Genomic DNA, 13,253 nt, shown 5'->3' on the forward strand with positions numbered 1-13,253 from the left:
CTTGCTTATAAGAAGAAAGGAATGCTTATTTGCCCAGCTTGAAGTAGAATATGTTTTAGCACTGCACTACCTACGAGAATAAATATAGAAAGGGTCAATGCTAAACCATTCGCCATTTCTTCTTTATGATTCTTTGCCAATTGATAAATGCCTCCAATAAAGGGAATAATCAAACCTACAACAATGGCAATTCCCCACCATAAAAAGCTGTAGTCATCCATCATCGCTTTAAATGCTTCAATATTTGTTTGTCCCGATCTGTACATGGTAACTTGCCAAATGATTACTAAAATAATCTGTAGTCCAGATAAGAAGAAAAGCGGATAAGTAAAGTTAAAATTCTTTCCAAAACCTTCATTAGATAAGGTTACTTGTGAACGTACATCTTTCGGAACTGCAACTGAAAAATAAAAAGACTTAAGGATGATCACAATTGCTGTTCCACCTAGTAATGAGGAAACCAAAAATAATAGTGTTACCACGCCTCCATTCCATAACGGACGATCTAATGAGGTTAAAAGGAGCCCATGATAGATTCCTACGCCTATTGCAAAAATAGCACCAGCGATTTGTACTGGTTTAAAAAATGGGTTCTTTGTATTTTTCTTAAAGATTATGAACGCATGAATTAACGAGAGAAGAACAAAAATCCCCTGAATAACTCCACCCCAAGAAGTAACAGAATGAGGATTAAAACGATACATCGTGGTAATGAATCGTTCTGGTCTACCAAGTTCACTGATTAAAAAGAGTAGACCACCTCCAACGAGAATAGGAGCCAGATAAGCGGTTTGTCTTATTAATTTCTCATATTGTTCTTTGTTGTAGAAGCTTAAAATGATAGATAGTAGAAATACACCAATGCCTAATCCACCAAGAAACAAATCAATCGTAATTCGATAATCCCATGGGATATATCCCTGCATCATATTTACCTCCTTTTTCATTCATTGTTAGACTATCTATTAATTAGGTTTTTTAACTCCCCCTTTCTTAGCTCGTTATTGTGAGAAATATCACATAAATTTTACATAAAAATAGAGACCTCCCTTGGATTAGGAAGGCCCCCTTTTCAAAAGCGGAAGGCGTAAAAATTGCTTTTTACACCCAGCGGCTACATTCTCCCAGGGGGACAATGCAGCTCGGGGACAACATATTTACTTTGTAAGTTTATTTTCCTTGTGCATATCTTCTCATATTTTTTTTTGACGATGTATCAGGTGATTTACTATAAATTGTCGGGAAAATAGAGCAAAAAAAAATACATGTAAGGAAAACCCCTACACGGAATTCCCTACATGTATATGTTGCATCCTAAATGCATTTATTCATGGGATATGATTCCCTGTTTTAATGCATAACGAACTAAATCAGATCTTTTCTTTACGTTGATTTTTTCCATGATTCTTGACTTATACGTATCTACTGTTTTTGCACTAATAAATAATGTGTCGGCTATTTCTTGGTGAGTATAACCTAAAGCAATATATTTTAAAACCTCTTTCTCTCTGGTACTTAAGATCTCCTCTAATACACCTTCATCATTTTTTTCCTCTTGGTCATGATTAACTGACTTGGTAAAAAGGCTTGGAATCAAGGTAGGATAAATATAGTTTTCGCCATTTAAAACGGTACGAATCGCAGATAAAAGTTCCATATCTACCGCCTTTTTTAAGACGTATCCAGAAGCCCCGGCTTTTAATCCCTCTTTTAAATATGCCTCATCTGAATACATCGTTAATAAAATCACCTTGGTGTCCCGATTTTTTTCTTTGATCTGCTTTGTTGCCTCGATGCCATCTATTCCAGGCATATTGATATCCATAATGATAATATTTGGCCTTTTTATGATTGCTTGTGTTACAGCTTCATCTCCACGACTTACTTCACCCACCACTTCTAATTGCGGATCAGAAATAATAACTGATTTTAAGCCTGACCGAAACATAGGGTGGTCATCAGCTAGCAGTACTTTGATTTTCTCCAATGCTTAGTGCACCTCCTTTTGAAAGGGGAACTTTTAGAAAAATCGTCGTTCCTTTCCCTTGTTTTGATTCGATGGTAATCGTGCCCCCAATTAAAGATGCTCTTTCTTGCATTCCATGTAACCCTAGATTATATTTTGAAGGATCTCTTTTTAACACTTGATCAACGTTAAATCCGATTCCATCATCCTCGACAATAACGGATAATAGATTCCCAATCTGGTCAATGATTACACTCACATTTTGTGATTGCGCATACCTAGCAACATTGGTTAATGCCTCTTGAATAATCCGGTAAATGGCAATTTCGATTTCCGCTTGCATCCGATTTTCTTTAATCCCGTCCATATACAAATCTACATCGATGGCATATTTATGTTGATATTCTTCAATATATCGCTCTAAAGCCACGGTTAACCCAAATTTATCCAATACACTTGGTCTTAATTGCCAAGCCATTTCATGAACTTCTTTTAATGTATGTTGAATCATTGTTTTTAAGTTTTGTAATAAATTTACCCGTTCCTGTTCGTCCTTTTGCTCATTTAACATACTTAAACCAAGCAGTATCGAGGTAAGAGATTGACTTGTTTCATCATGTAGTTCTCTTGCAATCCGTTTTCGTTCTTCTTCCTGTGCTTTAATCGACTTTTCTAATAGTTTTTGGCGTATTTCTTCTTTTTGCTTAAGCTCATGCCATAGTTGCATATTTTCAAGAGAAACAGCTAATTGATTAGATAATGACTCTAAGATATTAATCGATTGTTCATCAAGTTCCCGACAGCTACAAATATCAAATCTTCCAATGATTTTTTCATTGATTTTAATCGTGAATTCATAGTGATGTTTTTGCTTATCCAGAGTATAACAAGTAAGGTGATTTACTTTCAGAGGGATTTCTTTCATACATGAGCATTCAGGTCGAAAATACTTAAAAAACTCCCAATTATCTAGAATTTCAACTTTTAAGACACAAGAATTAAAATCTAGCTCCTCTACTAATCTCATCACAAAATGCTCTAACATGGCTTTCATTTGTTTAACTGAAGTAATATGTCCAGATAACTCGTTTAATAAAGAGAGTTCTCGGTTACGAAAGGTAATCTTCTGAACATATACTCTCTTTTCTTTTTCTGCTTCTTCTAAGTCAGATAACATCTGGTTAAAGGCATTTGTCAACAACCCAATTTCATCATTTGCTTGTGGCTTTACACGAATGGATAGATTACCTTTAGAAACCTCTTTTGTCATTCTTAATAATTGGGTAATAGGTGTTGTGATCAATCTTGTTAATAGAAATGAAATAATGCCAGCAAAGAGTAAAACAATTATCATCGTAAAGATCAGATTAGCCGTAATTTGTCTCAGCGCTTGATTTAAAGATTCCTCAGTGATCCCTACACGAACAGTTCCTCCAACCCCTTGAATAATTGGAATGGCTACATCACGAATTACTCCACGCTCTGTCATAAATTTTTGTAAATGAAGCTCATCATCAGGATTGACTTGGTTCGCTAAGACCAAATCTTGACTTATTCCTTTTTCCCCAAACGTATGAACAATGACTTTGCCCTTCTCGTCTTGCATAAAGACATATTCTATATCTGGATTGTTTTTTACCGTTTCCTGTGCCAGCTCATGCAAAAGATATACATTTTGTGTCAACAAAAGATCGCCACTTCTTACTGCCACATCCCTACCTACAGATTTAACCCTTTCCTCTAATTGAGTAGAAAGCGTTTCAATCATAGATAAGCGAATTTCTATTAAACTTAAGGCAGTAATTGTAATAATCACAAAAAAAACCATACCATAGATTTTTACTTGAATCGGTATCTCTTTAAGAAGTTTAATTATCCTTTGATACCAACTGATCATTTTCATGGCTGTTCACCTACAGCCTTCGCCATCTCTAATATCGGTTGGTAATTTTTATAATCGATCGGAACAAATTGCTCTATATTTAAACTCTTTAAGATTTGTTTCCCTTTTTCCTCTTGATTCATGTTTAGCAAAAGATCTTGTGTTTGTTTCTTCAGATTAGTCGATACCTTTTTAGAAACAACAATAGGGGGAGTACCAACCCACTCACCATTTTCAATAATCTGAATGTTTTTAGTCTCTTCTAGATCAAGGGCTTTCATTTGGTCATAAACTAAACTATCCACTGCAGCACCATCAACAAGACCATTAGTTACTGCTTTTACAGAATAATCATGGCTATAGGTATAATAAGTTTTAGAAAAAAAGGATTCTGCTGTCTCCCCTTTCATTTTCAATAAATATAGCATAGCAAGTCGACCTGAGTACGAATTTGGATCAGTAAAGGCAAAGCTTTTTCCCTTTAAATCTTCTAAGGATGAAATACCACTATCTTTTCTTACAATCGTGTAAGAACGATATAATGGTTTTCCATCCACCATAGGTGCAGCAATGCCATCCATATATTCATCCTCTTCCCCCATCACATAGGATAAAGTACAGATAAAGGCAATATCTACTTTACCCTCTTTGATCAATTGATTCATTTCTGCATAAGTTTTCCCTTGAATCAAAGTAATTGGTAAGTTTAAATTTTCTTCCATATAGTCAACCAATGCATCGTATCCAACCCTTGTCGCTTGTGGAGAAATGACAGATGCTATTCCAACCCGAATTGCATTTTCTGGTTCTCGATCTTGAATAGAACCTTGTTGATTTTGGTTAGATAAGGAAACATAGGGAAGTGACTCTTGGCTTGAACATGCGGTAGAAAAAAATAACAAGATAGTCATAAGGGAGAAGAAAAGTTTTCGCATCAACATCTTCCTTCCATTCACAGGTTACCATCATTATAAAGCATAAAACCGTAAATGGGGGAGAGATAAACAAATTGTTAGAAAAGATTCAATCTTTTAAGAGTAAAATGAGAACAAAAAACCTCTAATCTTAAATCTCAAAATTAGAGGCTCAACCCAATCAAATATCCAACGAATGCCAGAAGAACACCTAAAGTATAACTTAATCCCACATAAAGAATCATTGTTCTCCACTCTTTTGAAGTGCTCAGCTTGATACTTTCTACTTTAAATGTGGAAAAGGTAGTAAATGCTCCCATAAACCCAGTACCTAACAATAAAGCTGTAGGTCCCACAAGACGGGTTCCAAACAAAAGCCCCAACAAAAATGAACCTAATAGGTTAATGATAAAAGTGCCAAAAGGAAAAGAAGATTGCACTCGTTTTGAAATCCATCTTCCCATACTATAACGAGTAATCGCTCCAAAGAAGCCACCTATCGCAACATAAATTCCATTTAATATCACGCTGTCTCCATCCCTTCTTTACTTTTCCTAAGTTGGAAATAGGCCACACGAAAACCGAAATAGGCAAACAAGAGTCCTCCAACCATACTAAGTAATACATAGACGAAGGCCATCTCCCACAATCCCTGATTCATTAAAGTCATCGTTTCAACACTAAAAGTGGAGAAAGTAGTAAACGAACCGATCAATCCAGTTCCAAATCCTAAGCGAAGCCATTCTGGGACAGAATACGATTGGGTGATTCTCTCATTAAACCATCCTAAAATAAATGAACCAAGATAATTGATCATTAAAGTCGCTAATGGAAAAGAAGTGATCCACCATGAATGAATCGACAAGCCTAAATAATAGCGAAGTAAAGAACCTATTACTCCAGCTAAACCAACGACAAAATAAATCATCCTTTTCACCTTCTTGACAATTTTAAGTCATATTATAATCAATACATGGTATAATTTACCAAAAAACTCCTACCAAAACATAAATATCATGTTCTGGTAGGAGTCATTAGCCTATGATTAGGCAGTTTAGGGCGAACTCCATCGCCCATTATTTAGCGTTTATTTTTAAATTATAATATAGTTAATTGCGCGAATCAACCTACTACTTTAATACTTTCATTATATAATTTGTACCTTTTTTAATTTTTCTTGCCACATTCCGCAGCGGTCTCCCCACATTGCCACCGTTTGGCCACCCATTTTTACTTTTATCACTTCACACATATTGGAACATCCTGAGCAGATGAAACTACTTGGTACAAATTCAGTTTGTAAAGAAGAAAATCCTCTAAAATGAGTGATACTTCCCGTCCTTGCCACTTCTTCTTTTGCTAAAATCGCTGCCCCAATAGCCCCCATCACATGATGATATTTGGGAATAATCACCTCATGACCAATCTCCTTTTCAAACGCAGCTTTAATTCCTACATTGGCAGCAACTCCACCTTGAAAGACAAAAGGCGGTTCTAATGCTTTACCACGTGCGAGATTGTTCATATAATTTCTAACCAATGCTTGACAAAGTCCATTAATAATTTCTGCCTTGGAAAAGCCAAATTGCTGTTTAGCTATCATATCTGATTCGGCAAAAACCGTACAACGTCCAGCAATTCTAACATTGTTCTTGGCCGTTAATGCAAGCTCACCAAACTCTTCAATCGGAATTCCAAGACGTTCAGCCTGATGGTCAAGAAACGAACCTGTTCCAGCGGCGCAAACCGTATTCATGGCAAAATCAACAATCATCTGGTCTTTTACCATGATGATTTTCGAATCCTGGCCTCCGATTTCGAAAATCGTTCTTACTTCTGGTACATAGTAAACCGTTGCTACTGCATGAGCAGTTATTTCATTTTTTACTACATCTGCTCCTACCATTACACCCGCAAGTTGTCTTCCACTACCAGTTGTTCCTATTGCACTAACGATGTCCTTGCGATCTAGAATTGTCCTTAGGGCTTCTAATCCTTTTTTTACAGATTGAATCGGTTGGCCATTTGTTCGCACATAATAATCAAAAAGTACTTGATTCTCATCGTCTATTGCAACGACATTTGTACTTACTGAGCCTACATCGATACCAACATAAGCATTTCCCACGTTAATCCCCCCTTATGCTGAAACCCTGTTTAACTTCTTACTTTTTATCAAATCAATAAAGGCCTCTAATCTTGTTCTACTGTTTGCCTGGCCTGTTTGTTCATCTAAGGATAGGGTTAGCACAGGAATATCTTGTAGCTTAGAGATTTTAGGGATAATACTTTGTGAGATTAGCTCAGGTAAACAGCCAAAGGGCATGAGATGAATGATACCATCAAATCCCTTCTCTTTAAAATCGATGATCTGTCCAACCGTTTGCTTAGCATGCCCTCCTATCTCGATTTCAATAAATGGTTCCCCTTTTTTTAGTATCTCCTCTTCATGAGATTTTCCTAAAAAGTTTGGAACCATATTATATCTTACCCATTCTGATAAGTAATGGGATCTTTCCACTTCACACCCTAATTCGCCTAGAACATTTTCAATTTCCATGTTGATAGAGGGCTCCATTACAACGTAAATTTCACCTACAACTCCGATTCGGACTCGTCTCTCATCCCCTACCTCTTTGATTTGAACCTCTTTAACGATTTCCTCACTCTTTTTGATCGCTTTCCTTAATTGCTTTCTCGTATAGACTTGATCGAATTCCATTTGAATCAACTCCCAAGCTTTATTGACCGTACCTGGGATGACTTCATATGGTTTCATTTGATGGATTTTTTTATCAAATCGGTCAATGGCTTGAATCATATCATAGGTTAATTTAATGGCCCAAGCCACTTTGATCCAGGAATTTTTTCCCTTAAGCTTTTTTACATTTTCCATAAACTTGTTTTTATCTCTAAAGATTGAATCAAAGACGATTACATCCACATGAAACCCCATATTTTTTAGTATTCTTTTATGTATTTCACTATAAAACCCTGCTCGGCATGGACCATGCCCGCCACTTGTGACAATTGTCTCTACACCTTGTTCACAAGCTTCGAGATAACTTCCCATGATTGTTTTAAATGGAAAACAAGCAAATTCTGGGCTATTTTTAACCCCTAAGTCTAATGTTTTTTGTGAAGGTTTGGGAGGAACAATCACATCATGACCTAAAAGCTCTAATATTTTTTTATAAATGATGACAGTCCCCATATATGGAAAAGTAACTCTCATCTTTCTCCCCCTACCCCAACTGTTTCTTTCTTTTCAACATATCTATAAACGCTTCAATTCTTGTCTGCAAATGATTCTCACCTGTATGTTCATCTACTCGAACCATCATAAAGGGAATCCCTGTTTCATCTGATTTTATTTCAAATAATTTACTAAGAAAAGAATCCGGACCGCATCCAAAAGCGGTAATCTGGATGATACCATCTAGATCAGACCGGTTAAATAAATGGTATCCAGCCCCTAATACTTTATTGCTAAAAGTCCAGAATAGTACTTTTTCCATTTGTTCTATCGATTCAACCAATGTTTGTTCATCCATCATATCAAAGGTAATAAACTCCACTTGTAATTCTCGTAATTTTTCGATGACATCCATATTGATAAATGGATCATAAATATTGTAGACATAGCCTAATAAGCCAATGCGTAGAGAAGATTTGCTTTTGTATTCTTTAGCAGGTTTTACTGTGTAAGTGTTTTTGGTCAGTTCTATTGCTTTAGGAACTGTATACCCTAATTTATTGTACATTCTAAAGGTAAGCCATTCCTCACTTGCTACTTTTGCAGCGTTTTGTATTTGTTCTTCATTCACACCTAAAGATTTTGCTAGAGATAGGTAGTTTTTATAGTCAGAGATATCGTCGCTGTTTGATTGTATATAACAAGTTAGAATTTTGTCTTCCATTTTTTCTACGCCATGCTTCATCATGTCAGGTAATCCCATAAACTTAGGGCAAAAGTATTCCCCTTTAGTAATGGATACCATTCGTGGTACAAATATATAATCCACATTCTGTTTTAATAGTTGAATTGCATGGCCAACAAATAATTTAATGGGTACACAAATTTCTGGAACAGATTCTTTCACACCCTTATCAACAATCACTTTGTTTGTCTCTTCAGAAATAATCACTTCCATCTTCAATTCCTCGAAAAACTTTTTCCAAAATGGAACGTAATAATAGTAGAGTAACGCTCTCGGGATCCCTATTTTCATCCTTTTTACCCCTCTCACGTTAACCTGATTACCTATAATCATTTTAATCATCTAGCAATCCATTTATGACATAGTTTGTCATACTTGGTTTAAGATCTTTTACATGATACAATACAGGCATATGGAGGAGGATATTATGGCTAATCACTTTGATACTGAAAAACCATTTCCATCACGTTCATCTAAGAGCAAAGCAAGGGAAAAGGGGCATTTTCCTAGAGTTTTGATCAAACTAGTATTAATTGCTAGCATTCTCTTTGTTAGTGGAATACTCATCGCAATGATTGTGGACGCTATCAATCAATCAGACCAACAACAAGTTAATTCAGAAATAAAAAATGGTGCAGAGAATAATGATAATAGCAACGATTCAACTGATGAAACGAAAACTAATAACGACCAAAACCTTGATCAAAATATTGATGAAAATAAAACAATAGATAAAAAAGAAAAAACAGGAGAAGAACAAACGGATCAACCTTCAAATAGCGAATCCAATTCAAACGAATTTACGGAAAATGGACAATGGCAGCCTATAGGTACTAAACAAGAAGAACCTCATATCACAACCTTTACAAAGGAATCTATCGATTGGCAGGAAATGGTGAAGGCAATCACTTATGCTACGAATCTATCAGAGGAACAAATGATTATTTGGAGACTTGAAAATGGTGGAGCCCCAAATCTTGCTAGAGGAGTAGTGAGCACAAGTATGACCAAAGAAACGCCTTATGAGGTAAAACTTGAGTGGGTAACAAATGAAGGCTGGAAGCCAGTAGAAGTCAATGTATTAGATCAAAATCCATATATTAAAAGATAGCTCTTGTGAATGATCACAAGAGCCTTTTTGTCAAAAATGTTATCTTGTTATGATCGTTTTTCAGGGTATTCCACAATGACGGTGGTACCCAAACCCCCACGGGCATTCCATACCGCTTCAATCTTCATCCATTTTGGGTCACATAGGCGAACCAAATCTTCAAGAATACGATTGGTTGCATGTTCTTGATAGATCCCTACATTTCTGTATGAAGTTAAGTAGTATTTAAGAGATTTCATCTCAATCAATTCTTCCTTGGGTATATAAGTGATTTTTACATCTGCAAAATCAGGCAAACCGGACCACGGACAAACAGATGTAAATTCAGTGGTTGGAATCGTAACTAAGGTATCTTTTCCTACATATTCATAAGGAATAGTCTCCAAAATATCTACTAAAATTACACTTTCATCCTCAATATCAAAACGAATATTTTTGTACTTCTCATGATTCATTTCTACTTGTGCCATGTTATTCCCTCTTTTCCTTAGTGTATGATATTGTGTTTCCTTCTTATGCAATCGATTGTGTTGAAACTTTTTCTTCTACTGTTTTCCCTCTTTCATTTCGGATAAGATAGACTAATCCATAAACGACTGGAGTATCAAGAACTGCAATCATCAATTTTATTGCATATTGTGTCAATATCATTGTGAATAAGTTTGGGATCACACCATAAAAAGCAATTGTAATAAAAATCGTGGTATCAAGTAATTGGGACACAGAAGTAGATACATTGTTTCGTAACCATAACTTTCTTCCCTTTGTTTTCTCCTTAAGAAAATGGAAGGCCCAAACATCATGATATTGACTAACTAAATAAGCGATCATCCCTGCTAAGGTGATTCTTAGATTAGATCCAAGGATCTCTTGAAATGCTTCTTGCCCAGTCCAAAAAGGGGCTGATGGCATTTGAATAGCTAACTTAACCAATAAAGCGGAAATCACAGATGTTATAAATCCTGTGAAAACAAGCCAATTGGTTCGTTCTTTGCCCCATACCTCAGATATGGCATCCGTAATCGTAAAAGTTAGAGCATAGGCTAGAACTGCTGCAGGAACAAAGAAAGCATTTTGTCCAAATTGAATGGTAATGATCTTTGTTGCAATAATATTAGCTAAAACCAATAATCCGGTAAATAAACCAGACAACACAATAAAATACTTTTCTTGACGATTCATTTTAGATTTCTCCCTTCTAGTAAAGCCCACAAAAGTAACAAGCTTCGATGTGTATTCCACTACCTTCCGCTTACTCTTGTAGAATTTCTAAATAAATGTTGAAATCCTAATGTTGTTAAAGTGGAGAAAACAAGATAGTCCACAAAAGTGACGAAAAAGAAAAAAGCCCTTCACCAGGGCTTGATATCTCAACTGGTGGTATTTTTTACGTTGGTTTACCCACTAAACAACGAAGGATTCAATTTTCACAAATATAAATTATGCATCAATTTTTAAAAAAATGCAAGTAACTTCTTATCTAATCGGAAATTTCTGTAATCTCTAACATTTTAAACCTTTAAGTATTTTATATTAAAGTTATCACATTTTTATATATATTATGAATTATTGGAATTGTTAACAAAATTTTCTTGATCACTAAAATAGGCTGAATTATAATGAGGTTAAAGTAAAGTTTTAAGTTGTGTACAATTCTTTTATCAGGAATCGTTCTTTTTTAAGAACGATTCAAAAACAAATAAGGGAGTGTTAAAAGATGGGAGTAAGCGGTTATTTTATTCCAACAGTCAATTTATTTGGTGTAGGAACTGTGAAAGAAGTGGGGGGGCGGATTAACACATTAGGAGGGAAAAAGGTTTTAATCGTTACAGATGCTTTTTTAGCGAAAATAGGAATGGCTGATCAAGTAAAAGGCTTGATTCAAGAGGCTGGTTTAGATGTTGTGATCTTTGATGGCGCAGAACCTAATCCAACCGACCGTAATGTAGAAGACGGTCTTAAAGTATGGAAAGAAAATGGTTGTGATGCACTGGTTTCCTTAGGTGGTGGATCATCACATGACTGTGCGAAAGGCATTGGACTTGTAGCCGCAAATGGTGGAAAAATCCACGATTATGAGGGAGTAGATAAATCCAGTAATCCGTTTGTACCATTCGTGGCTGTGAACACAACCGCTGGTACTGCATCTGAAATGACACGTTTCTGCATTATTACTGACACAAGCCGTAAAGTAAAAATGGCTATTGTCGATTGGAGAGTTACTCCTGCCGTATCGATTAACGATCCAGAGTTAATGGTAGGAATGCCACCATCACTAACAGCTGCAACAGGAATGGATGCATTAACCCATGCCATTGAAGCATATGTATCAACAGATGCGAATCCATTAACAGATTCTGCTGCGTTAATGGCGATTGAAATTATTTCTGAGTACTTACCAAAAGCTGTTGCAAATGGTTCCAATATGGAAGCTCGTGAAAAAATGGCATATGCTCAATTCTTAGCAGGAATGGCATTTAACAATGCAAGTCTAGGCTATGTTCATGCAATGGCTCATCAATTGGGTGGTTATTATAATTTACCACATGGTGTATGTAATGCAATTCTACTCCCACATGTTGAGCAATTTAACCTTATTGCTGCTCCTGAACGTTTCCGTGATATAGCAGTAGCAATGGGTGAAAATATTGATGGACTTTCAGTAAATGAAGCAGCTCAAAAAGCGATTGAGGCAATTAAGAGATTATCTACATCGATTGGAATTCCATCAGGATTAGCGGAGTTAGGTGTAAAAGAAGAAGATTTCGAGATTATGGCAACGAATGCGCAAAAAGATGCCACACACCTTACCAATCCAAGAAAAGCAACCTTAGAGGAAATCATGCAAATCTTTAAAAATGCAATGTAATTGAGACTGATCTATTAGGCGGCTGTAGCCAAGAATTCCTTAGGCAGCAGCCGTTTAACTTTAACTTTCCTCCGAAAGAAGTCTCCCACTTCTAAACGTGAAGGTGTGCCAGTACCAGTGAAAGTAGGAGATGAATTTCGGTTAGGCGTAGCCTAAAGTTGTCTTTTTTTGCTATGATATAATTAGTCTTATATAAATGAAAGGCTGATATATCAATGAAATTAGACTGGGTGAAAATTACAATATTTCCTTAGTAAAATGGAATCACGATGTTGAGAAGCTTTTGCTTACTCACAACGGGTGATGCGCCCATTGAAGTGATAAAGAAATATATAGAAAAATTCCCGACTCCTGCCAAGTACAAAAAGGAGTTTGCATGGCTCAAAGAAGTCGATAGCCTAGCGTTGGCAAACGCTCAACTGAATTTGCAGAAGGCATACCATAACTTCTTCTCTGGTCGTGTTGAATTTCCTAAGTTCAAAAGCCGCAAGGCGAGACAGTCCTACACAACCAACGTGGTCAACGGAAAGGATTAGATTTTTCCATGAATGGCTTATTCGTCGATAGCGA

Annotated in this window: 13 protein-coding genes, 1 pseudogene and 2 riboswitches; of the genes and pseudogenes, 3 read left to right on the top strand and 11 right to left on the bottom strand. The window is 36.1% G+C overall.

All coding sequences use genetic code 11. From position 1 onward, the window contains the following. Nucleotides 1-5 precede the first annotated feature (5 nt). From nrfD to BEN26_RS02580, 9 genes are all read right to left on the bottom strand, one after another. Complete coding sequence (gene nrfD / locus BEN26_RS02540; RefSeq protein WP_069799393.1) at nucleotides 6-926, bottom strand: NrfD/PsrC family molybdoenzyme membrane anchor subunit; 921 nt, start codon at nucleotides 924-926, stop codon at nucleotides 6-8. Between the two features lie 123 nt (nucleotides 927-1,049). Then, a riboswitch (molybdenum cofactor riboswitch) is annotated at nucleotides 1,050-1,160 on the bottom strand. Between the two features lie 164 nt (nucleotides 1,161-1,324). Next, nucleotides 1,325-1,987 (bottom strand): response regulator transcription factor, encoded by a 663-nt coding sequence (locus BEN26_RS02545; RefSeq protein WP_069799395.1) that lies wholly within the window; start codon nucleotides 1,985-1,987, stop codon nucleotides 1,325-1,327. Beyond that, complete coding sequence (locus tag BEN26_RS02550; RefSeq protein ID WP_069799397.1) at nucleotides 1,959-3,869, bottom strand: sensor histidine kinase; 1,911 nt, start codon at nucleotides 3,867-3,869, stop codon at nucleotides 1,959-1,961. The genes BEN26_RS02545 and BEN26_RS02550 overlap by 29 nt, the downstream gene beginning before the upstream one ends. Next, complete coding sequence (locus BEN26_RS02555; protein ID WP_161937315.1) at nucleotides 3,866-4,783, bottom strand: substrate-binding domain-containing protein; 918 nt, start codon at nucleotides 4,781-4,783, stop codon at nucleotides 3,866-3,868. The genes BEN26_RS02550 and BEN26_RS02555 overlap by 4 nt, the downstream gene beginning before the upstream one ends. Before the next feature lie 143 nt (nucleotides 4,784-4,926). Beyond that, nucleotides 4,927-5,286, bottom strand: coding sequence for a fluoride efflux transporter CrcB (gene crcB, locus BEN26_RS02560; RefSeq protein ID WP_181482168.1), 360 nt, complete (start codon nucleotides 5,284-5,286; stop codon nucleotides 4,927-4,929). Then, on the bottom strand, nucleotides 5,286-5,690 hold the full coding sequence (crcB, locus tag BEN26_RS02565; protein ID WP_069799399.1) for a fluoride efflux transporter CrcB: 405 nt from the start codon (nucleotides 5,688-5,690) through the stop codon (nucleotides 5,286-5,288). The genes crcB (BEN26_RS02560) and crcB (BEN26_RS02565) overlap by 1 nt, the downstream gene beginning before the upstream one ends. A gap of 90 nt (nucleotides 5,691-5,780) precedes the next feature. Continuing rightward, a riboswitch (Fluoride riboswitch) is annotated at nucleotides 5,781-5,845 on the bottom strand. 64 nt (nucleotides 5,846-5,909) lie between these two features. After that, nucleotides 5,910-6,890 (bottom strand): acyl-CoA dehydratase activase, encoded by a 981-nt coding sequence (locus BEN26_RS02570; protein ID WP_069799401.1) that lies wholly within the window; start codon nucleotides 6,888-6,890, stop codon nucleotides 5,910-5,912. 12 nt (nucleotides 6,891-6,902) lie between these two features. After that, nucleotides 6,903-7,997 carry a 2-hydroxyacyl-CoA dehydratase gene (locus tag BEN26_RS02575; RefSeq protein ID WP_069799404.1) on the bottom strand — a complete coding sequence of 365 codons (1,095 nt, stop codon included), beginning with the start codon at nucleotides 7,995-7,997 and terminating at the stop codon, nucleotides 6,903-6,905. A 10-nt stretch (nucleotides 7,998-8,007) separates the two neighbouring features. Then, entirely contained in the window at nucleotides 8,008-8,994 is a 987-nt protein-coding gene (locus BEN26_RS02580) for an acyl-CoA dehydratase activase-related protein (protein ID WP_069799406.1), read from the bottom strand. A gap of 136 nt (nucleotides 8,995-9,130) precedes the next feature. On the opposite strand from BEN26_RS02580, the gene BEN26_RS02585 reads away from it, so the two are divergent. Continuing rightward, nucleotides 9,131-9,814, top strand: coding sequence for a YrrS family protein (locus BEN26_RS02585; RefSeq protein WP_069799408.1), 684 nt, complete (start codon nucleotides 9,131-9,133; stop codon nucleotides 9,812-9,814). A gap of 47 nt (nucleotides 9,815-9,861) precedes the next feature. On the opposite strand, the gene queF is transcribed toward BEN26_RS02585, so the two are convergent. Further along, on the bottom strand, nucleotides 9,862-10,284 hold the full coding sequence (gene queF, locus BEN26_RS02590; RefSeq protein WP_069799410.1) for a preQ(1) synthase: 423 nt from the start codon (nucleotides 10,282-10,284) through the stop codon (nucleotides 9,862-9,864). Nucleotides 10,285-10,327: 43 nt separating this feature from the next. Continuing rightward, a complete protein-coding gene (locus tag BEN26_RS02595; protein ID WP_069799413.1) occupies nucleotides 10,328-10,996 on the bottom strand; it encodes a queuosine precursor transporter in 669 nt (222 codons plus the stop codon). Between the two features lie 535 nt (nucleotides 10,997-11,531). Between BEN26_RS02595 and BEN26_RS02600 the strand changes: the two genes are divergently transcribed. Together BEN26_RS02600 and BEN26_RS02605 are read left to right on the top strand one after the other, a co-directional pair. After that, entirely contained in the window at nucleotides 11,532-12,683 is a 1,152-nt protein-coding gene (locus BEN26_RS02600; RefSeq protein ID WP_069799415.1) for an iron-containing alcohol dehydrogenase, read from the top strand. 317 nt (nucleotides 12,684-13,000) lie between these two features. Continuing rightward, nucleotides 13,001-13,210 (top strand): annotated as a pseudogene (locus BEN26_RS02605) (RNA-guided endonuclease TnpB family protein); the annotation flags it as partial. Nucleotides 13,211-13,253: the final 43 nt, after the last annotated feature.

Origin of the sequence: Tepidibacillus sp. HK-1 (assembly GCF_001748485.2) — a bacterium.
Taxonomy (GTDB): domain Bacteria; phylum Bacillota; class Bacilli; order Tepidibacillales; family Tepidibacillaceae; genus Tepidibacillus_B; species Tepidibacillus_B infernus.